Genomic DNA, 20,025 nt, shown 5'->3' on the forward strand with positions numbered 1-20,025 from the left:
TCGACATTCTACGAACATCGAACATGGGAGGGTCATGGACCTGGACGGCAAGTCCGTGATCGTGACCGGGGCCAGCTCCGGCATCGGGCGTGCGACGGCCGTGGCGTTCGCCCGCGCCGGCGCGCGGGTGCTCGGCGTCGGCCGCGATCAGGACGAGCTCGACCGCACCGCCCGGCGGCATCGGGACATCGCCCCGTTCGCCGCCGACCTCGCCACGCCGGGCACGCCGGAGGCGGTCGTCCAGGCGGCGGCCGACCGGTGGGGCAGCCTGGACGTGCTCGTCAACAACGCCGGAGCCACCGCCGTCATGCCGCTGGAGCGGCTCGACGCGGACCGGGCGCGTGCCCTGTTCGAGCTGAACGTGATCGCGCCCAGCCTGCTGGCCAAGGCCGCGCTGCCCCACCTGCTGCGCTCCCGCGGCTCCATCGTCAACGTCTCCAGCACCTACGGGCACCGGCCGCTGCCGGGCGGCTCGCACTACGCCGCCTCCAAGGCCGCGCTGGAGCAGCTCACCCGGAGCTGGGCGCTGGAGCTGGCCGGGGCCGGGGTGCGGGTCAACGCGCTGGCTCCGGGCCCCACGGAGAGCCGGGCACTCGCCCGCGCGGGGCTGCCGGAGCCGGAGGTCGAGCGCATCAAGCAGGACGAGGCCCGCCGCGTCCCACTCGGCCGGCGGGGCACCCCCGAGGAGGTCGCCACCTGGATCGTCCGGCTCGCCGACCCCGCCTCGACCTGGCTCACCGGCCAGGTGCTCACCGTGGACGGCGGCCTCGACCTGACCTGACCGGGGCTCACCCCGGACGGCGGGCCCGCCTCGACCTGATCAGGAGGATGGCGACCAGCGCCGCGGCGGCCCCCGCGACCGGCACCGCGCCGACGGTCTCCAACCAGCCCGAGATCGTCCCCTGCACCGCCGTCACCCCGCCGACGACCGGGTCGTCCGGGTCGCCGCCGCCGAAGACCCGCAGCTCGTACCAGCCGTAGTAGGTCACGTACAGGCCGGCCAGGACGAGCAGGACCCCGCTCAGCCGGTACACGTGCGGCAGCGACCGGCGCACCCGGAACAGGACGGCCTCCCTGGTCAGCGCCACGGCCAGGGACAGCAGGGCGACGACCAGTCCCATGCCGAGCGCGTACGCGGCGAAGACCGCCAGCCCTCCGGCCACCCCGCCGCTCGTCAGCGAGGCCGACGTCACCGCCAGGAACGGCCCCACCGTGCACGACAGCGAGGCCACCGCGTACGCGATGCCGTAGCCGTAGAGCGAGCGCGCCGACATGGCGGGCCTGGCGGCGAGCCCGGGGACGCGGACGAACAGCGACCGGCCGGCCAGCAGCCAGCCGCCCAGCCCCACCAGGACGACGCCGATCACGATCGTCACCCACGGCAGGACCGTCCCGGCCACCGCCGCCAGCGGCGTCACCACCAGCCCGAACAGTCCGAACACGGTCACGAACCCGGCGGTCATCGCCGCCGACAGCATCACCGCGCGCACCACCGGGCCGCGCCGCCAGACGCCGCCCGCGCCGCGTGGCGGCTCGCCCGCGACCAGCATCGACAGGTAAGCGGGCAACATCGCGAACCCGCACGGATTGAACGCGGCCACCGTGCCCGCCGTCAGGGCGAGCGCGATCGGCAGATCCGTCATGGCTCAGGCGGCCTTGATCTTGGCCACTTCGGCGTCGAGGCCGTCGCGGCCCAGCGGGCCGTTGACCTTCGTGGTGTCGCCGCCGGGCTCCATGAAGACGAACACGGACTGCTGGGCGACGCCCAGTTTGGTCCACACCGCGCCCTTCTCGTCCGACAGGTGGACCAGCCCGCCGGTGCCGGTGCTCTCGACGAACTCCCTCATCGCGGCCTCCGTGTCGAGCCCCGCCACGCCGACGAACGCCACGTCAGGGTGCGCGGCCGCGGCGGCCTTGACCGCGGGCGCGTCCGACCGGCACTTGGTGCACCACGGCGCCCAGAACCAGAACACCACGGGCTTGCCGGCCAGGCTGCCGCCCTCGAACTCCTTCCCGTCGAGGGTCTTCGCGCTGAACCGCAGCGCCGCGGGCGTGGACCCGCTCTCCATCGGATCCGCGCTCTGCATCTGATCCGTGCTCTTCATCTCATCGGAGGGCGCGGCGGACGTGGTCCCCATCGGGTCGGAAGGGGCGGCCGCGCCGCAGGCGGCCAGGGTCAGTGTCGCGGCGGTGATGACGGCCGCCATGCCAGCTCTGTTCACGCCCACCAGGCTAGGCACGCGGTGCCGCCGAGAACCTTACGAGCTGATGACGCCGCCCCGCCCGGCGCGGTCCGCCGACCGTCAGCGTTTAGGCTCACCACGAAAAGGTTGATCTCGCACGAATCGGGCGGCAAGGGTTGAACATCACCGTCGAGGCGAAGCAGGCGTCAGGCGGAGGCCCGCCGCCCCGTGGACACTCACCGCGCAGGCGGTGGGTCTCCTGGCTCACCGTGACCTTCCTGACCGTCTGGGCCGTGGTCAGGGCAGGCGGGCTGGAGTCTGGATCGTTCCTGACCCAGCTCATGACCGTCACCCCGTACGGCGCCGTGCTGGCCCTGCTGCTGGCCGCGGCCCTCGTCAGGCGGAACCGCCCGGCGGCGGTCGTGGCCCTGGTGGCGAGCCTGGTGATGGCCGCCGCCGTGGCGCCCAGGGCGTTCCCGGCGGGCGAACCGGCCACCGCCGGCACCCCGTACAAGGTGCTGGCGATCAACCTGTTCGGCCGCGCCGACCCGCGTACCGTGGTCGAGCTCGTACGGGAGCTGCGCCCTGACGTGTTCGCCGCGACGGAGCTGACCACGCGCCAGGTGGCCGCGCTGGACGCGGCCGGGCTGGACGAGCTGGTGCCGCACCGCGTGCTGCAGGACGAGCACGACGCGGCGGGCAGCGGCCTCTACGGCAGGCACCCGCTCACCGAGCTGCCCGGCCTGTTCACCCCGGTCGGCCACAACATGCCCGCGGCGGCCATGACCCTGCCCGGCGGCCGGCGCGTCGAAGTGGTCGCCGTGCACCCGAACCCGCCGCTCGGCCGGATGGTGGACGGGTGGAACCGGGCGATGGAGTCGTTCCCCGCGCCCGGCGGCGACGCGATCCGCATCCTGGCCGGCGACTTCAACGCCAGCCTGGACCACCGGGCCATGCGCGACCTGCTCGGCCGCGGCTACGCCGACGCCGCGCACCAGGCCGGCGCGGGCCTGACGCCGACCTGGCCGAACGGGCGCGGCCTGCCGCCGTTCATCACGATCGACCACATCCTGGTCGACGAGCGCGCCGGGGTGAGCTCCTTCGACGTGCTGGACGTGCCGGGCACCGATCACCGGGGGGTGTTCGCGGAGCTCCGGCTGCCGTCGTAGCGGGTTAGAATCGGGCGCATGACCTGGCGACATTGATGCATCACCAGAGGCCGAAGGGCTCGCGGGCCGCCGCGCAGGCAGGCAGTCGCGTCCCCCGTTCGTTCCCTTCGGAAGGCCTCACGCATGTCACCGCCTGCCAAGCGGCTGGTCCGCACGCTCTACGTCTACACGTTCCTTGACGATTTCGTCCTGCTCTACCCGGTCTACGCGCTGCTGTTCACCGACACCGGGCTGTCCGTGGCCGAGACGTCCTCGTTGTTCGTCATCTGGTCGGTCGCGGGGCTGGTGCTGGAGGTGCCCTCCGGGGCGCTGGCCGACTCCGTGTCCCGTCGCCTGCTCCTGTTCGCCGGCCCGCTGCTCGCCGCCGCCGGGTTCGCGCTGTGGGTGATCTTCCCGTCCTACTGGATCTTCGCGCTGGGCTTCGTGCTCTGGGGCGTGCGCGACGCGCTCGGCTCGGGCTCGATCGAGGCCCTGGTGTACGAGGAGCTCGCCCGCACCGGTGAGACGTCACGCTACGCGCGGGTCATGGGCCGGGCGGCGTCGGCAAGCATGGCGGCGACCGCCGCGGCCATCGCGCTGGCCATCCCGGTCTTCGCCGCCGGCGGCTACCCCGCGGTGGGCGTGGCCAGCGTGCTGGCCTGCCTCCTCACCGCCGCCACCGCCCTGGCCTTCCCCGAGCACCGCTCCCCCGTCCGGGAAGCCGGTGACGACGGGGAGCTCTCGTACGGGCAGGTGCTGAGGGCCGGGCTGGCCGAGGCGCGCGGGGACCGGCGGGTGCTCCACGGGCTGATCCTGCTCGCGACCGTCACCGCCGTGTGGGGTGCGCTGGACGAGTACGTGGCGTTCCTCGGCATCGAGGCCGGGCTGCCGGAGACGGCGATCCCGCCGGTGTACCTGCTGGTGTGGGCCGGGGCCACGGCCGGCGGCCTGCTGGCCGGGCGGGCGCGGCGGTTGCGGGCGCGCGGGTTCGGCGCGGTGCTGGCGGCCGGGGCGGTCGCCCTGGCCGGTGGCGCGCTCAGCGGGCACCCAGTGGGGTTCGTGGCCATCGCGGCGGCGTTCGGGGTGTTCCAGCTGGCGGGCGTGGTGGCCGACGCCCGGCTGCAGGACAGCATCACCGGCCCGAGCCGCGCCACCGTCACCTCGGTGGCCGGCCTGGGCACCGGCGTGATCACGCTGGCGGTCTACGGCGTCTACGGCGCCGCGTCCGGCCTGGTCTCGCACGGGCTCATGTTCGCCCTGCTGAGCGTCCCGTACCTGCTCGTGGCCGCATGGGTGATCATCGGCCGCCGGGCGCGGGCGGCCACGGAGCCGGAGCCGGCCCCGGCCGCCTGACCGGGCCGCGTTCGCGTCGGTTTCGTAGGGGTACGTGCCGCCCATGAGGTATCACGTGCTCGCCTGCGACTATGACGACACCCTCGCCCGGCACGGTGAGGTGGCCGAGCACACGATCAAGACGTTGGAACGGGTCTCCCGCTCGGGCAGGAAACTGCTGCTGGTCACCGGGCGGGAGCTCGACGACCTGCTGACCGTCTTCCCGCACGCCGACCTGTTCGACCTGGTCGTGGCCGAGAACGGGGCGCTGCTCTACGACCCGGGGCAGCGCTCCGGCGAACCGCTCGCGGACCCTCCGCCGCCGGAGTTCGCCGAGCGGCTGCGCGGGGAGGGCGTCACCCCGCTCGGCGTGGGATCGGTGATCGTGGCCACCCGCGAGCCGTACGACGTCCAGGTGCAGGACGCGATCCGGGAGCTCGGCCTGGAGCTGCAGGTGATCAGGAACAAGGGCGCGGTCATGGTGCTGCCGCCCGGCGTGAACAAGGCCAGCGGCCTGGCCGCCGCGCTGGACCGGCTGGGCCTGTCGAGCCACAACGTGGTGGCCGTCGGTGACGCGGAGAACGACCACGCGTTCCTGACCGCCGCCGAGTGCGGCGCCGCCGTCGCGAACGCCGTCCCGGCCCTGCTGCGCCAGTGCGACCTGCCGCTGGGCCGGGAGAACGGCGACGGCGTGGCCGAGCTGGCTGACCTGCTGCTGTCGGGCGAACTGGACGAGATGGAGATCCCGCGGCACCACGTCCTGCTCGGCGAGGGGGCCGGCGGCGAGGTGCGGCTGCGCCCGTACGGGACCGGCCTGGTGGTGGCGGGACCGTCGGGCAGCGGCAAGTCCACGGTCACCACGGCGCTGCTGGAGCGGCTCGTCGAGGCCCGGTACCAGTGCGTGGTCATCGACCCGGAGGGCGACTACGCGGAGTTCGCCGGCGCGGCCGTGCTGGGCGAGCCGGACCGGCCGCCGGGCCCGGAGGAGGTGCTCCGGCTGCTGGAGTCGCCGGACCAGAGCGCGGTGGTGAACATGATCGGGATGCCGCTGCGCGACCGGCCCGCGTTCTTCGCGGAGCTGATGCCCCGCCTGGTCGCGCTGCGGGCCAGGCTCGGCCACCCGCACTGCGTCGTCGTGGACGAGGCGCACCACCTGATGCCGGCCGAGGTGCAGGAGGTGCCGGTCAAGGACGTACGGGACCTCGGCTCGCTGATGATGATCACCGTGCATCCGGAGGCGCTCAGCCCCGCCGCGCTGGACCTCGTGGACGGCGTGATCGCGGTCGGGCCCGAGCCCGGGGAGACGCTGGGCGCGTTCGCCGGCGCGCTCGGCCGGGACACCCCCGCGCTGGAGGGCGAGGCGGCCGAGGGGGCGGCGCTCTGGCACGTCTCCGCCGACACCGCCCAGCTCGTCCATCCGACGCCGGCCCGCGCGCACCGCACCCGCCACCGCCGCAAGTACGCCGCCGGCACCATGTCCAAGGACAAGAGCTTCTACTTCACCGGCCCCGAGGACCGGCTCAACCTGCGGGCCCGCAACCTGCACACCTTCGTGGAGCTGGCCGAGGGCGTGGACGACGAGACCTGGGCCTTCCACCTGAGGCAGGGCGACTACTCGGCCTGGATCGGCGAGAAGCTGGGCGACGCCGAGCTGGCCGGCGAGGTCGGGCGGGTGGAGCGGGAGGAGCCGGACGACAGCCTGCGCCGGGTGGCCGAGCTGATCGAGCGGCGTTACACGCTGCCCGCCGAGCCGACCAAGTACGACCCGGACCACGACGACACCTGACCGGCGGCCTACTCCGGTGGATAGAGTTAGCGAACCCCCGGGCCCGTCGCGTTGCAGACCCCGCTCAGCGGGAAGCCGTATGACGTGGCCGACAGGTTGAGGATCGAGACGACCCACCACCTGGGGTGCACGGTCCTGCGGGCCGGCGGAGTGCTCGACCACGCGGGAGGCGCCCGGTTCAGCGCGCACGTCCAGGCGGTGTGGGGCTGGTCGCAGGGGCCGGTGCTCGTGTTCGACCTGAGCGAGCTGCGCTTCTACGACTCCTCGGCCATCGGCGTGCTGGGCACGGCGTTGCAGCGGATCGAGGCCACGGGCAGCGGGCGGGTGATCCTGGTCCGGCCCACCGAACACCTGCTAAGCGTGCTGCGGCAGACCGATCTGCTGGCGCGCGTGGAGGTACGCGACAGCGTCGCGGAGATCGTGGCCGAGCTGATGTCGGGTGATGCCGATTTCCGGGAACCGGAGGAAACCGAAGATCGTTTCCGATACGGTCGCCTGCCGTACGGAAACGGAGAGTGAGCAGTGGTATTCAAAAGGATGCTGGGCGCGTTCGGCGTCGGAGCACCGTCGGTCGACACGGTCCTCAGCACGCCCCGGGTGCGCCCCGGGGGCGCCCTCGCGGGTGAGGTCCGCCTCAAGGGCGGTGAGTTCGACGCCGGCATCGAGCACGTGACGCTGGCCCTGGTCGCCCGCGCGGAGGCCGAGGCCGGCGACGACGAGCACACGGGGCTGGCCGTGCTGCACGAGATCCGGGTCTCCGGCCCCTTCACCCTGGCCAAGGGCGAGGACCGGACGATCCCGTTCGAGGCCGAGATGCCGTGGGAGACGCCGCTCAGCGAGGTGCAGGGGCAGCCGCTGACCGGGATGGCGCTCGGCGTGCGCACCGAGCTGGCCATCGCCAAGGCGGTCGACAAGGGCGACCTCGACCCGATCGCGGTCGAGCCGCTGCCGTCGCAGCAGCGGGTCATGGAGGCGTTCCTGCAGCTAGGCTTCGCGTTCAAGTCGGCCGACCTGGAGATGGGGCAGATCTACGGCGTCCGGCAGGAGCTGCCGTGCTACCAGGAGATCGAGTTCTACGGCCCGCCCGGGCAGATCTCCGAGGCGGAGCTGACGTTCGTCGCCGACCCCGTCGGCATGGACATCGTCATCGAGGCCGACAGGCGCTCGGGCCACTACGGGTCGGACGCCATCGGCCGGTTCCGGGTGAGCCACGACGAGGCGCTGCGGATGGACTGGGCGGCCGAGCTCGGCAACTGGCTGGGCGGGCTCTCGCAGCACCAGGGCTTCGGCCACGGAGAGGGCCACTACCAGGACCATCACGGCCATCACGGCCACCATGACCACCACCACGGCGGTGGCGGCATGGGCGGCGCGATCGCGGCCGGGGCCGTCGGCGTGGCCGCGGGCGTGGCCGGCGGGATGATCGCCGCTGAGCTGATCGAGGAGGCCTTCGAGGGCGACGAGGAGGAAGGCGAAGACTGACCCCCGCCGCCCGGCGGTCAGCGGGAGCCGACCCGGTCGCCCCTCGTCAGCTCGGCGAACAGGTTCTCCCACATCGGCATCACCACGTCGGGTGCGTAGCCGCGGGCGGTCGCGGCCGCGGCGGCGCCCATCTCCAGGCGCCGCCTGCGGTCTCCGACGACCTCCTTGAGCGCGGCGGCGAGCCCGTCGACGTCGCGCGGCGGCACCAGCCGCCCGTCGACCCCGTCGGTGAGCACGTCGCGCGGGCCGGTCGGGCAGTCGAAGGCGACGATGGCCAGGGCGTGCGTCATCGCCTCGATCATGACCATCGGCAGGCCCTCGAAGCGGGAGCTGAGGGCGTAGACCGAGGCCGCCGCCAGCTCGTCGTCGAGCCGGTCGGTGCGGCCCATCAGCGCGATGTTGTCGCCCACGCCCAGCTCGTCGATCTGCGCCCGGAGCCGGGCCTCGCGCGGGCCGTTGCCGAAGATGCGCAGCCTCCAGTCGGGGTGGTCGGCCACCACCTCGGCGAACGCCTTGACGAGCAGGTCGAACCCCTTCTGCGGCACCAGCCGGCCGGCGGCCACCACGACGGGGTTCTGCTGGGTGGACCGCACCTGGTCGACCTTGTGGACCGCGTTGGGGATCTGCACGATCTTGGTGTCGGGCAGGATCTCCTGGTATTCGAGCTGGTTCGTCCTCGTGAGCACCGCCACGGCGTCGAACCTGCCGTAGTGGCGGGCGATCTCGTGGCGGATCGTGTCGGGGTAGGCGGCCAGGTTCATGTGCTCCTGGGCCACCCTCACGACGCTCTTGGGGGCACGCCTGGCGGCGATCAGGTTGAGCGCCGGGCGGGTGGTGACCAGGATCCCGTCCGGCAGCGAGGAGACGTAGTCCATGGCCGCCTTCTCCACGCGCTCGGTGAAGTATTCGGCCGCGAACTCGCCGCGGGGCACGATCTTGCCGCGGAACCTGCGCCACGCCTTGCGCGCGAGCGAGTCGGCCTGCCTGCCCTGGCGCTGGTCGACCAGGGCGCTGACCCGGACGTCCTGGTGGATGGCGAACTGGGGCTTGGTCCTGCGGCGGACCACGCTGACGATCTCGACGTCGTGACCGGCCTTCGCCATGGCGTTGGCCTGGTTCACGACGGTGCGGATGGTGCCGCCCATGCCGTAGGCGTGCAGCATCAGGTAGCGGATCTTCACTCCAGATACCCCCAGGTCCGGCACATCGGCTTCAGCGAGTCCAGGACCGAGTCGGGGTCCGGGAGCTCGCGGCCGGGCTGCACGGTGCCCGAGCGGATCTTGTCCCGCCAGTCGCCGAGACCCTTCTGGATGACCGCCTGCTCGCCGTACGAGAGCATCCCCGGCTCCCACGCCAGGCCGAGGAACTCGCAGATCTCGCGGGTCACCCGCTCCGGCTCGGCGCTGAGGTCCTCGTAGCGGACGGTCAGGCCGGACAGCCCGGACTTCGCCCTCTCGACGGCCTTCATGTAGCGCAGGGCGTCGACCGCGGCCTCCTCCCGGTCGCGCTTGTCGGGGCTGGCCTCGTACCAGGAGGTGGCGATCGAGGCCGGGTGGCGCAGGAGGAAGATGTAGCGCGCGTCAGGCCAGCAGGTCGAGATCCGCTCGTAGGCGAACGCGTTCGCCGGGGTCTTGTCCACGATGAACCGCTTGCCGCTGCGTACCAGCTCGCGGTGGAGCACACGGTCCCAGAGCAGGTGCTCCAGGTCGGCCTGATTGTGGCCGAGCGCTTCCATTGCCTTCGCAGCCAGGGACGTGCCGAACTCCACTCTGAGGCGCCGCACATGGAGCTCGTGCGGGGCGTGCAGGTCCGAATGGGCGTTCATGATCGAACGCAGCAGGGTGGAACCGGACCGCACCGGGGAGATGATGAAGATCGGCGCGGTCAGCAACCGGTCGGCCTTCGGATCGGTCGGCGGCCTGATCTCGGCCTCGGTCTGCTTGGCCTTGGCGGTGGCCTTCGCGGAGGCCGCCCTGGCCGGAGCCGACGACGGCGCCGTCGAAATCCCCTGGTTCCCTACTCGATTGACCTGGAATCCGGTGAACCTGACCAGCGCTTTGTTGATTCTACGCTGCCAGCTCATGGCGACGCAGACTACCCACACTTCCTGGCAGTTCCCTGGCAATCTGGTGACATTGCCGGTTAGCACTTGCGTGAGGGTCAGGTCGTCCGGAATGTTTTGGTGTTTCGGACCAGCTATCCTCATCCGCTGTACGCTGGCGCGGGTCCGCCGGGAAAGCCTCTTCGGGGAAGCCTGACATTCACATGAGACGTGTTCGGGCCGCCTCTGCCCTCTTCGGCGGCTACCAGCACCCCACCCAGATGATCGCGGTGGGTTTCGGCCTCGCCATATTCGCGGGCTCCCTGCTGCTGTCCCTGCCCGCCGCCACCGCCCCGGGCCAGACCACCACCTGGATGACCGCGGTGTGGACCGCGACCGCCGCCGTCTCGCTGACCGGGCTGATCATCGTCGACACCCCGACGCACTGGTCGATGTTCGGCGAGGTGGTCATCCTCGGCCTGGTGCAGATCGGCGGGCTCGGCATCATGACGCTGGCCACGGTCTTCACCGTGCTGGTGTCCGGCAGGCTGGGCCTGCGCGCCCGGCTGTTCGCGCAGGCCGAGACCAAGACGCCGACCATGGCCGACATGCGCACGGTCGTGCGCAAGGTCGTGGTGTTCAGCCTGGTGTGCGAGGCCGTCGCCGCCGCCGTGTTCACCGCGCGGCTCATGATGGGGTACGGGGAGAGCTTCGGCAGCGCCCTCTACCTCGGCGTCTTCCACGGCGTCTCGTCCTTCAACAACTCCGGCTTCACGCTCTGGTCCGACAACATCATGGGGTTCGTCGGCGACCCGTGGATCTGCCTGACGATCGCGGCCGCGGTCATCGTGGGCGGGCTCGGCTTCCCGGTGGTGTTCGAGCTGCTGCGCTCCTGGCGGCACCCCGGCAGGTGGAGCGTGCTCACCATGATCACCGTCTACGCCACCCTCTTCCTGCTGGTCCTCGGCACACTGGTCTACCTGGCCACCGAGTGGCGCAACCCCGGGACCCTCGGCGGACTGGACGACTCCAGCAAGCTGCTGGCCGCGTTCTTCCTGTCGGCCATGGTGCGCACAGCCGGGTTCAACAGCATCGACACCGGCGAGCTCCACCCGTCGAGCTGGCTGCTCACCGACGTGATGATGTTCATCGGCGGCGGCAGCGCCGGCACCGCCGGCGGCATCAAGGTGACCACGCTCGGCCTGCTCGCCTTCGTCATCTGGGCCGAGCTGCGCGGCGAGCCCAGGGTGAACGTCCGTCACCGCCAGGTGCCGGACACCGCGCAGCGCCAGGCCGTGGTGGTGACCGCGATGAGCGCGGCCCTGGTGGCCTTCTGCACCTACGTGCTGCTCGTGCTCACCCCGCACGGGCTGGACCAGGTGCTGTTCGAGGTGATAGCGGCGTTCAGCACGGCGGGCCTGTCGACAGGGATCACGAATGAGATCCCGCCCGCCGGGCACGTGCTGCTCATCGTGCTCATGTTCGTGGGCAGGATCGGCCCGCTCACGATCGGCTCCGCCCTGGCGCTCAAGGAACGCGCCCGGCGTTACGAACTACCCGAGGAGCGGATGATCGTTGGCTGACCAACGCAATGACCCCGTGGTGGTGATCGGCCTCGGCAGGTTCGGCTCCGCGCTGGCGCTCGAACTCACCAGACGCGGGACCGAGGTGCTGGCCATCGACAACCGGCCCCGGATCGTGCAGGGGCTCACCGGGCACATCACGCACCTGGCCACCGCCGACGCCACCGACCTGGAGGCGCTGCAGCAGCTCGGCGTGGCCGACTTCTACCGGGCCGTGGTCGCCATCGGCGACCTGGAGGCCAGCATCCTGAGCGCGTCCCTGCTGGTCGAGCTGGAGATCGACGACATCTGGGCCAAGGCCGTCAGCCAGCAGCACCGCCGCATACTCAGCCGGGTCGGCGTGCACCACGTCGTGCTGCCCGAGCACGACATGGGCGAGCGGGTGGCCCACCTGGTCAGCGGGCGGATGCTCGACTACATGGAGGTGGACGAGAACTTCGCGCTGATCAAGACCCGGCCGCCGAAGGAGTACGTGGGCGTCGCACTGGGCGAATCGAACCTTCGGCGCAAGTACGGCGTCACAATAGTGGCGGTCAAAAAGGAAGGCGAGGAGTTCACGTACGCGACCTCTGACACCGAGCTGTCGTACGGCGACATCATCCTCGTCTCCGGCCGCAGCGATCAGATCGAGCGCTTCTCCGAGCTGACCTGAGCCGGCCGCCTGCCTGCGAGTTGGTAAACGGACGGATTTCTGGCCATTACCGTGGCTATAGGGTTTTGGCAAGGGCTGGTAGATCGGGGAGGTTCTCTTAATGGACTGGGGATCGGGCATCGTGCGGCTCGTGGGGGCGGCGGCCGCCGCCGGCGTGCTGACCGCCGCCATCGCCCTCCCGGCCGTCGGCGGCGCCGGCGCGATGTTCGTCAACACGGCTGAAGAGCTCAACCTGAAGGCGATGACCCTGAAGGAGCCGCCGCTGGCCGAGAAGACCACGCTGCTGGACGCCAAGGGCGACGAGATCGGCCAGTTCTACGAGGAGTACCGCGAGGTCGTCAAGCTCGACGAGATCTCCGAGGTCATGAAGACGGCCATCATCGCCATCGAGGACTTCCGCTTCTACGAGCACGGCGCCATCGACATCGAGGGCACGCTGCGCGCCCTGGCCAAGAACCTGACCTCCGGCGGCATCGCCCAGGGCGGCTCCAGCATCACCCAGCAGTACGTCAAGCAGGTGCTGCTCAACTCGGCCGTCACCGACGAGGAGAAGGCCAAGGCGCTGGAGGCCAGCTACGCGCGCAAGCTCAACGAGCTGCGCTACGCGATGGGGGTCGAGGAGAAGTACACCAAGGACGAGATCCTGGAGAAGTACCTCAACATCGCCTACTTCGGCGCGAGCGCGAACGGCGTGGAGGCCGCCGCCAAGCGGTTCTTCGGCGTCTCGGCCAAGGACCTCGACCTGGTCCAGGCCGCCACCCTCGCCGGAGCCGTGCAGGACCCCAACCGCACCGACCCCAACCTCGGCAGGCAGCAGCGCACCCGCCTGCTGGAGCGGCGCAACGTCGTGCTCAACCGGATGCACGAGCTCGGCAAGATCACCGACGAGGAGCTGGAGAAGGCCAAGGCCAAGAAGCTCGGCTACAAGGGCACCCCGCTGCCCGGCGGCTGCGGCGCGAGCCCGTACCCGTACTACTGCATGTACGTGCGCGCCGAGATCCTCAACAACCCGGTCTTCGGCAAGACCAAGAAGGAGCGCACCCAGCTGCTCAACCGGGGCGGCCTGACGATCAAGACCACGCTCGACCCCAAGATGCAGCGGGCCGCCGAGCGGGCGATCAAGAAGTGGGTGCACGCCTCCGACAACCCGGTCGCCTCCGAGGCCCTGGTGGAGCCCGGCACCGGCGAGATCAAGGCGATGGCCGCGAGCCGCACCTACGGCCGTTCCAAGAAGCGCAACGAGATGTCGTACAACGTCGTGGCCGACGCGGCGCACGGCGGCGGCGTCGGCTTCCAGGCCGGCTCGACCTTCAAGACCTTCACCCTGCTCGCCGGCCTCAAGCAGGGCATGAAGGTCAACGACGGGTTCTCGGTGGGGGCCGGCTACCGCGCCTCCGGCTACTCGACGTTCAAGAACTGCAAGGGCGAGAACATCGGCGACCCGTCCCACACCGTCACCAACGACGAGGGGTCGGGCGGCTTCAAGACGCTGCAGACCGGCACCTGGGGCTCGGTCAACACCTTCTTCATGAAGCTGGAGGAGGAGGTCGGGCTCTGCGACACGATCAAAACCGCCAAGTCGCTGGGCATCAAGCGCTCCGACGGCCTGCCGCTGCAGGAATACTCCACGTTCACGCTCGGCATCAACGAGATGGACCCGGTGACGGTCGCCAACGCCTACGCGGCGATCGGGGCGCGCGGCAAGTACTGCGAGCCGATGGTCGTCACCGAGATCACCGACCGCGACGGCAAGGTCAAGAAGTACGAGCCGAAGTGCAAGCAGGTGATGGACCCCGAGGTCGCGGACGCCGCGGCGAACATCCTGGAAGGGGTGTTCACCAAGGGCACGATGCGCGGCGTCGGCGGCATCGGCCGCCCGGCGGCGGGCAAGACGGGCACCACCGACGCCCAGGCGACGGCCTGGTTCGCCGGCTTCACCCCGGACCTGGCGGGCGCGGTCAGCATCGGCGACCCGCGCGGCTCGCAGAAGTACAAGCTGAACAACGTCACGATCGGCGGCCGCTACTATGGCTCGGTCTTCGGCGCCAGCATCCCGGGCCCCATCTGGCGTGACACCATGCTGGCCGCGCTGAAGGGCACGAAGGCGACGGACTTCCACCCGCTCGACACGGCCAGGTTCGGCGGCTGCGGGTCGAGCTGCGCGCCGGTCCAGCGCGACCGTGAGGAGCCGAACGAGCTGCGGGACATCGACTCCGACAACGACGTCTCCATCGGCACCGGCCAGGACTGACGACACGCGGAGGGGACGCCCCGGTGTCCCCTCCGCGAAATGTCTCCGAAATCTCTGCGCTCACTTTGACCCCATTCACCTGCGCTTTTCTTTACTGGGTACTAACAGTGCAGTACAGAGGGCCTGTTAACCGCGGCGAAACATTGATAACGTGGGAGCGCTCCCAGGGATCTTCGGCGCGAGGTGTCGATCATGTCCGAGCAGCCCACACTGGCCCAGGTGGCGGCGGCCGCCGGGGTCTCCCCCGCCACCGCCTCCCGCGTGCTCACCGGCTCGGTCCGGGTCAGCACGTCGACCCGTCGCCAGGTCTACGAAGCCGTCTCCCGGATGGGATACGTGCGGCAGCGGGCGCCCAGAGGATCGGTCTCCAGAAACCCGGTGACGGGAATCACCGCGGTCATCTGCGACCATCTGCCGCGATTATTCTCCGAACCGTACTATGCCCGGCTGTTGTCCGCCAGCGGGGCCGTCGTCGCCGAGAACGGCACCCATCTGACCATCACCACGGTCAACCCGACCTCGTCCGTCCTGCCCACGCTGTCCGGCGCGGTGCTGCTCGTCGGCGCCAGGGAGCGGCACCCCCTCGCCATCAAGCTCTGCACCTCCGGCATCACCGTGCGCAACATCGGCCGGCCGCCGCACGACCTGAAACTGCCGTTCGCCGACGTCGACAACTACGACGGCGGGCGCCAGGCCGCCGAGCACTTCCTGCTCACCGGCCGCAAGTCGGTGGCCGCCATCGGCGGCCCGCCCTCGCTGCCCGCCGCCAGGGACCGGCTCGACGGCCTGGTCAAGACGTTGCGGGAGGCGGGCGTGGCCGAGGTGCCCGTCGCGTACGGGGACTTCACCGCCGCCTCGGGCACCCACGCCATGCAGTGGCTGCTGCGCCACGCCCCCGGCCTGGACGCGGTCTTCGCCGCCTCCGACCTGATGGCCGCCGGGGCGATGCAGGCGCTGCGCAGGGCCGGCCGCAGGGTGCCGGCCGACGTGGCGGTGATCGGGTTCGACGACGCCCCGGTCGCGCGGCACACCAACCCCGCGCTCACGACCGTACGCCAGCCTGTCGAGGAGGTGGCCACCATCGCGACCAGGTTGCTACTGTCCGGAACGACAGGGATCGATCCGATTCTCCCGACAGAACTGGTCATCCGTGACTCGGCATGAACCCGGCGACATCCTGGCCCGCAGGTACCTGCTCCTGGACCCGCTGGCCCGGGGCGGCATGTCCGTCATCTGGCGCGCCTTCGACCAGTCGCTGCACCGCATGGTGGCGGTCAAGGTGCAGTGCTCGTCCCTGCAGACGGGCCTCGGCGACCGGGTGAGAGCGCGGAGCGAGGCACGGGCCGCGGCCCGGTTCATCCATCCGGACGCCATCGAGATCTACGACTACGGCGAGGCCGTGACCACCAGCGGGGAGGTCGCGGCCTTCGTCGTGATGCCGCTGCTCGACGGGGTGCCGCTGGCCGAGCGCCTGGAGAGGGGTCCGCTGCCGTGGGCGGAGGCGGCGGCCGTCGCCATGCGGACCGCCCGCGTGCTGGCCGCCGGGCACGCCCGCGGGCTCGTGCACCGGGACGTCACGGCCGAGAACGTGCTGCTCACCGGCGACGGGCTGAAGCTGCTCGACTTCGGCATCGCGGCCTGGGCGGGCGACCCCGACGACGAGCGGGGCACGCCGCCGTACGTGGCGCCCGAGCGGCTGGCGGGGGCGCCGACCCATCCGGCCGTGGACGTGTACGCGCTGGGCGTGCTGCTGTTCACCATGATCGAGGGGCGTACCCCGTACCCGGAGACCACGTGGGAGCAGCTGGAGACGGCGCGCCGCCCGTACCCGCCGCCGCGCCCGCCGGGCGCGCCGCACGCGATCGCGCTGCTCTGCCAGCGGTGCCTCGACCCGGAGCCGGCCCGCCGCCCGGAGGCGGCGGAGGTCGCGGCGGCGCTGACGGCCGCGCTCAGCCTGCCCAAGCGGCTGCGGCGCGGCCTGGCCGTGGCGGGAGCGGGGGTGCTTGCGCTGTCGCTGGTGGCGCTGATGGAGCTGCCCCGGGACGCGATGCCGCCCGGGGTGACGGCGTCGCCGCCGGCCTCGCCCGTGGCGTCGCTGCCGTCCACGTCGATGCCGTCCGCTTCGATGCCGTCGATGGAGCGCTCCCCGGCCGAGGGGCGGACGGTCCGGCAGGCGGTCGACGGCTTCCACGCCACGCTGGAGGGCTCCGACGTGTGCGGCGCGCTCGGCGGTGACGTGGCGCTGGATCTCAAGCAGGTGCTGCGCGGGGCGCTGGTGTCCCCGGGGCAGGAGGACTCGCTCCTGGCCGGCCTGCGCAGGAAGCTGGCCGACCGGGAGCGCGAGGGCCGGCTCGCCCCCGCCTGCCGCACCCAGCTGGAGATCAGCCTCAACGAGATCACCGCCGCCCGCCGCTCACCCTGATCAGGCGCACGTGTAGCCGGACGGCAGGGCGGAGCTCCCGCTGGGCTTGGAGGCCTGGAAGCCGAAGGTGGTGCTCGCGCCCGGGGCGAGGCTGCCGTTGTAGGAGAAGTTCGTGGCGGTCACCGTCTGGCCGCTGGTGGAGAACTGGGCGCCCCAGGAGCCGGTGATGGCGTGGCCGGCCGGCAGGGTGAAGGTGACCCGCCAGCCGGAGATCGGCGAGGAGCCGCGGTTCACGACCGTGACGGGCTGGACGACGTACCCGGTGGCCCACTGGCCCTGGGTGGTGGCGGTGGCCTGGCAGGAGCCGCCCGGCTGCGGGTCCTGGCCGCCCGAGGTGGTCACGGCGAAGGAGTTGACGGCCAGCCCCGCGCCGCCCACCCAGGGCTCGAACCCGGCCTGCACGCTGGTCAGATACCAGGAGCGCTGGCCGTAGCCGCGGGCGACGACGTCGGAGAAGAACGTGTCGACGGCGAAGTCGATCGAGCTGGCCGGCGAGGTGCGGACGTAGGAGATCACGTTCCATCCGACGTTGCCGAACCACACGTCCCAGGTGCCACCGGCCAGGTTGGCGGTGCCGACCCGGGAGCCGATCGGCTGGATGGAGCCCCGGTGGTTCAGCCAGATCATCAGCTCGGCGCCGGTGTTCTGCCCGTCGGTCCGCGGGGTGGGGTCGAACCACAGGTCGTAGGCGGCGTTCCAGGTGCCGCTCCCCGGATAGCTCATGCTGACGCTGGAGCGCAGGTTGCGGAACCCGCTCGCGTCCGCCCGCACGGGCAGGCCGCTCCCGGTGGTGCAGGCGGCGTAGTGGCACCCGGCGTAGATGGACGGGTAGGCGGCGGGCGCGCCGTTGGTGGCGTTGTTGTGCGCCGCCTGGGTGACGGTGAAGCCGCCGTTCTGGTTGACGTCGATGCACTGGGCCGTGCTCGCGCCCCACACGTTGTTCTGCACGATGTAGCGGCCGTTCTGGATTTGAGCCGAGCCGTACTTCTCGCAGATGACCGGCGCGGCGTGCGCGGGGACGGCGAACGCGAACGCGGCCAGCAGGACCGCGAGGGCCAGGGGGATGTGCACGCGTCTCATGGCCGTCAGGATCACGAGCCCGCGGCGGCCAGGGCAACCCCGCCCCGGTGCGCGCGGGCGGCGGCAGGGTGTTCCACCAGGGGAAAGCGGCGGCGGTACGGGCTGAAAGTTTCACTCGATGTTGTCGAACGAAGTCCGGACATGTTGTAATGCGACCACGCGAAAGCTGCCGGGCGGGCGGGTCGTGGTGGGTTCCTCTGTCATGCGAGCAAAGGAATCTTCTTCATGAGAGTCATGCGTTCGGCGGCACTGGCGGCCGCTGCGGCGTTAGTCATGATCGTCACCGCCTTCGTCATCCCCCAGTCGGCCCAGGCCCACGGCGTCACCATGTTCCCCGGCAGCCGCACCTTCCTGTGCTGGCAGGACGGCCTGCGGGACAACGGCGCGATCGACCCGTACAACCCCGCATGTGACGCGGCCGTCGCCCAGAGCGGCACCACCCCGCTGTACAACTGGTTCGCCGTGCTGCGCTCCGACGGCGCGGGACGGACCAGCGGGTTCATCCCCGACGGCCAGATCTGCAGCGGCGGCACCGGCGGGCCGTACGACTTCAGCGCCTACAACGCGGTGCGCAACGACTGGCCGAAGACCCACCTGACGTCAGGCGCCAACATCCAGGTCCGGCACAGCAACTGGGCGGCCCACCCGGGCTCGTTCGACCTCTACATCACCAAGAACGGGTGGAACGCGAACGGTCCGCTGCGCTGGGCCGACCTGGAGAAGTTCGGCACCGTGAGCAACCCGCCGCAGTCGGGCGGCGTGGGCGGGCTCAACTACTACTACTGGAACTCCACGCTCCCCGCCGGTAAGAGCGGCGACCACATCCTGTTCATCCACTGGAAGCGCTCCGACAGCAACGAGAACTTCTACAGCTGCTCGGACGTCGTCTTCGACGGCGGCAACGGCGAGGTCACCGGTGTCGGCCCGGGCGGCAGCTCTCCCGGCCCTGGCCCCGGCCCGTCGGACACGCCGACCCCGGACCCCGACGCGGACTGCCAGGCCACCTTGCGCGCCACCGACACCGGCTGGGCCGGCCACTTCCAGGGCGAGGTGACCGTCCGCAACACCGGCACCACCCCGCTCAACGGCTGGACGGTGTCCTGGACGTACTCCGGTGGCCAGGGCTTCGCCGGAGCGCCGTGGAACGCCACGCTGACCGGGCAACCGCCCAACGTGGTGGCCAAGAACGTGTCGTACAACGGGCAACTGGCGCCGAACGCCTCGACCACGTTCGGCTTCAACGCCACGGGCAGCGTGCCCAGCCCCGTCCCGACGCTGACCTGCACGAGCCCGTAGAGGCAGGCTGATGCTGGAGGACGTGCGAACACCCCCGGCCCGGCGGCGCGGCTTCCTTGCCGTCGCCGCCGTGGTCGTGGCCGCCATCGCGGGTACGTCGCTCTTCGCGGTCCTGCGGCAGGGCGACCTGCCGCAGGACCTGTCCGAGGAGCTCACCGCCCGCGTGACGGTGCTGCTGGAGAGCGCCTCGCAGGAGGAGCACCTCCACCACGGGCACCACTTCGAAGAGGACGCCGGGAAGATCATCTGCGCTGTCGAGCCGTTCGGCGTGTCCCCCGAGGACGCGCGGAGCGTGACCGAGGTGGAGTGGGTGTACGCCCGGCACATGTGCGCGATCACCGGCCCCGGCACGGACTGGAAGACGTCCGTACGGGCCGCCGGGCCGCTCGCGGTGCACTTCGGCCACCACGCGGAGGTACAGGTGCCCATGGCGGGCACCGGTTACCCGCAGCGGGTCAGGGAGCTGATCCCGGAGCGCCTGCACGAGGAGGCGTTCGCCGACTTCGGCGACGACGAGGCGCTGGAAGCCGCGCGGGCGAGGTTCGAGCAGGCCAAGTAGGAGCGAGCGGGAGCGGCGGACGCGGCCCCGCGTATGGAAGCGGGCGGGCGCCGCGGGAGGCGGTGGCCCGCACGCGAACGCGGCCGGCGGGGAGTGGGGAGGACTCTCTTCTGGGCCGGCCGCGTTCGCGCCATCCGGGCGGGATGGTTCGCAGGGGCGGTTCACTTCATCGGGGTGGGGCCTCACCTCCTCGGGCGGGGAACGGGGTGG

The 20,025-nt window shown here is 71.4% G+C and carries 18 protein-coding genes; 13 read left to right on the forward strand and 5 right to left on the reverse strand.

Annotation, left to right across the window (positions count from 1 at the left end):
- Positions 1-34: 34 nt before the first annotated feature.
- Positions 35-781 carry an SDR family NAD(P)-dependent oxidoreductase gene (locus FR742_RS34800; protein WP_148035543.1) on the forward strand — a complete coding sequence of 249 codons (747 nt, stop codon included), beginning with the start codon at positions 35-37 and terminating at the stop codon, positions 779-781.
- A gap of 7 nt (positions 782-788) precedes the next feature.
- Here the strand turns inward: FR742_RS34800 and FR742_RS34805 are convergent, their stop codons facing one another.
- Positions 789-1,643: a cytochrome c biogenesis CcdA family protein gene (locus tag FR742_RS34805; protein ID WP_148035544.1), complete on the reverse strand. Its 855-nt coding sequence runs from the start codon at positions 1,641-1,643 to the stop codon at positions 789-791.
- Between the two features lie 3 nt (positions 1,644-1,646).
- A complete protein-coding gene (locus FR742_RS34810; RefSeq protein ID WP_148035545.1) occupies positions 1,647-2,222 on the reverse strand; it encodes a redoxin domain-containing protein in 576 nt (191 codons plus the stop codon).
- A 230-nt stretch (positions 2,223-2,452) separates the two neighbouring features.
- Between FR742_RS34810 and FR742_RS34815 the strand changes: the two genes are divergently transcribed.
- The 5 genes from FR742_RS34815 to FR742_RS34835 all read left to right on the forward strand — a co-directional run bounded on the left by FR742_RS34815 (position 2,453) and on the right by FR742_RS34835 (position 7,931).
- The gene (locus FR742_RS34815; RefSeq protein WP_187281513.1) at positions 2,453-3,352 is read left to right on the forward strand and encodes an endonuclease/exonuclease/phosphatase family protein; all 900 of its coding nucleotides are present in this window, start codon (positions 2,453-2,455) and stop codon (positions 3,350-3,352) included.
- A 123-nt stretch (positions 3,353-3,475) separates the two neighbouring features.
- Entirely contained in the window at positions 3,476-4,684 is a 1,209-nt protein-coding gene (locus tag FR742_RS34820) for an MFS transporter (protein ID WP_148035546.1), read from the forward strand.
- Between the two features lie 43 nt (positions 4,685-4,727).
- Positions 4,728-6,449 (forward strand): HAD hydrolase family protein, encoded by a 1,722-nt coding sequence (locus tag FR742_RS34825; protein ID WP_148035547.1) that lies wholly within the window; start codon positions 4,728-4,730, stop codon positions 6,447-6,449.
- An 84-nt stretch (positions 6,450-6,533) separates the two neighbouring features.
- Positions 6,534-6,968, forward strand: coding sequence for an STAS domain-containing protein (locus tag FR742_RS34830; RefSeq protein WP_187281514.1), 435 nt, complete (start codon positions 6,534-6,536; stop codon positions 6,966-6,968).
- A gap of 3 nt (positions 6,969-6,971) precedes the next feature.
- A complete protein-coding gene (locus FR742_RS34835; RefSeq protein ID WP_148035549.1) occupies positions 6,972-7,931 on the forward strand; it encodes a sporulation protein in 960 nt (319 codons plus the stop codon).
- A 17-nt stretch (positions 7,932-7,948) separates the two neighbouring features.
- Here FR742_RS34835 and FR742_RS34840 read toward each other — a convergent pair whose 3' ends face one another.
- Together FR742_RS34840 and FR742_RS34845 are read right to left on the reverse strand one after the other, a co-directional pair.
- A complete protein-coding gene (locus FR742_RS34840) occupies positions 7,949-9,112 on the reverse strand; it encodes a glycosyltransferase family 4 protein (RefSeq protein ID WP_148035550.1) in 1,164 nt (387 codons plus the stop codon).
- Positions 9,109-10,014 (reverse strand): sulfotransferase, encoded by a 906-nt coding sequence (locus FR742_RS34845; RefSeq protein WP_148035551.1) that lies wholly within the window; start codon positions 10,012-10,014, stop codon positions 9,109-9,111. Before FR742_RS34845 ends, FR742_RS34840 begins: the two co-directional genes overlap by 4 nt.
- A gap of 182 nt (positions 10,015-10,196) precedes the next feature.
- Here FR742_RS34845 and FR742_RS34850 point away from each other — a divergent pair, with 182 nt between their 5' ends.
- The 5 genes from FR742_RS34850 to FR742_RS34870 all read left to right on the forward strand — a co-directional run bounded on the left by FR742_RS34850 (position 10,197) and on the right by FR742_RS34870 (position 16,880).
- On the forward strand, positions 10,197-11,555 hold the full coding sequence (locus FR742_RS34850; RefSeq protein ID WP_261808951.1) for a TrkH family potassium uptake protein: 1,359 nt from the start codon (positions 10,197-10,199) through the stop codon (positions 11,553-11,555).
- Positions 11,548-12,207 (forward strand): TrkA family potassium uptake protein, encoded by a 660-nt coding sequence (locus FR742_RS34855; RefSeq protein ID WP_187281515.1) that lies wholly within the window; start codon positions 11,548-11,550, stop codon positions 12,205-12,207. Before FR742_RS34850 ends, FR742_RS34855 begins: the two co-directional genes overlap by 8 nt.
- A 100-nt stretch (positions 12,208-12,307) precedes the next feature.
- Positions 12,308-14,458 (forward strand): transglycosylase domain-containing protein, encoded by a 2,151-nt coding sequence (locus tag FR742_RS34860; RefSeq protein ID WP_148035552.1) that lies wholly within the window; start codon positions 12,308-12,310, stop codon positions 14,456-14,458.
- Between the two features lie 192 nt (positions 14,459-14,650).
- On the forward strand, positions 14,651-15,622 hold the full coding sequence (locus tag FR742_RS34865) for a LacI family DNA-binding transcriptional regulator (RefSeq protein ID WP_148035553.1): 972 nt from the start codon (positions 14,651-14,653) through the stop codon (positions 15,620-15,622).
- Complete coding sequence (locus tag FR742_RS34870) at positions 15,609-16,880, forward strand: serine/threonine-protein kinase (RefSeq protein WP_148035554.1); 1,272 nt, start codon at positions 15,609-15,611, stop codon at positions 16,878-16,880. The genes FR742_RS34865 and FR742_RS34870 overlap by 14 nt, the downstream gene beginning before the upstream one ends.
- Here FR742_RS34870 and FR742_RS34875 read toward each other — a convergent pair whose 3' ends face one another.
- Positions 16,881-17,960 (reverse strand): GH12 family glycosyl hydrolase domain-containing protein, encoded by a 1,080-nt coding sequence (locus tag FR742_RS34875; protein WP_148035555.1) that lies wholly within the window; start codon positions 17,958-17,960, stop codon positions 16,881-16,883. It lies immediately after the preceding gene.
- 225 nt (positions 17,961-18,185) lie between these two features.
- On the opposite strand from FR742_RS34875, the gene FR742_RS34880 reads away from it, so the two are divergent.
- Positions 18,186-19,256 carry a lytic polysaccharide monooxygenase gene (locus tag FR742_RS34880; protein ID WP_148035556.1) on the forward strand — a complete coding sequence of 357 codons (1,071 nt, stop codon included), beginning with the start codon at positions 18,186-18,188 and terminating at the stop codon, positions 19,254-19,256.
- 22 nt (positions 19,257-19,278) lie between these two features.
- Positions 19,279-19,815 (forward strand): hypothetical protein, encoded by a 537-nt coding sequence (locus FR742_RS34885; protein ID WP_148035557.1) that lies wholly within the window; start codon positions 19,279-19,281, stop codon positions 19,813-19,815.
- The last annotated feature ends 210 nt before the right edge of the window (positions 19,816-20,025 follow it).

It is taken from the genome of Nonomuraea sp. C10 (assembly GCF_008017515.1).
In the GTDB taxonomy this organism is placed as follows: domain Bacteria; phylum Actinomycetota; class Actinomycetes; order Streptosporangiales; family Streptosporangiaceae; genus Nonomuraea; species Nonomuraea ferruginea.

Excerpts from the sequence above, each read along its gene's own strand:
- FR742_RS34875 (WP_148035555.1), bottom strand. The coding sequence starts at position 17,960 with ATGAGACGCGTGCACATCCCCCTGGCCCTCGCGGTCCTGCTGGCCGCG.
- FR742_RS34880 (WP_148035556.1), top strand. The coding sequence starts at position 18,186 with ATGAGAGTCATGCGTTCGGCGGCACTGGCGGCCGCTGCGGCGTTAGTC.
- FR742_RS34825 (WP_148035547.1), top strand. The coding sequence starts at position 4,728 with ATGAGGTATCACGTGCTCGCCTGCGACTATGACGACACCCTCGCCCGG.
- FR742_RS34805 (WP_148035544.1), bottom strand. The coding sequence starts at position 1,643 with ATGACGGATCTGCCGATCGCGCTCGCCCTGACGGCGGGCACGGTGGCC.
- FR742_RS34865 (WP_148035553.1), top strand. The coding sequence starts at position 14,651 with ATGTCCGAGCAGCCCACACTGGCCCAGGTGGCGGCGGCCGCCGGGGTC.
- FR742_RS34820 (WP_148035546.1), top strand. The coding sequence starts at position 3,476 with ATGTCACCGCCTGCCAAGCGGCTGGTCCGCACGCTCTACGTCTACACG.
- FR742_RS34800 (WP_148035543.1), top strand. The coding sequence starts at position 35 with ATGGACCTGGACGGCAAGTCCGTGATCGTGACCGGGGCCAGCTCCGGC.
- FR742_RS34860 (WP_148035552.1), top strand. The coding sequence starts at position 12,308 with ATGGACTGGGGATCGGGCATCGTGCGGCTCGTGGGGGCGGCGGCCGCC.
- FR742_RS34850 (WP_261808951.1), top strand. The coding sequence starts at position 10,197 with ATGAGACGTGTTCGGGCCGCCTCTGCCCTCTTCGGCGGCTACCAGCAC.
- FR742_RS34845 (WP_148035551.1), bottom strand. The coding sequence starts at position 10,014 with ATGAGCTGGCAGCGTAGAATCAACAAAGCGCTGGTCAGGTTCACCGGA.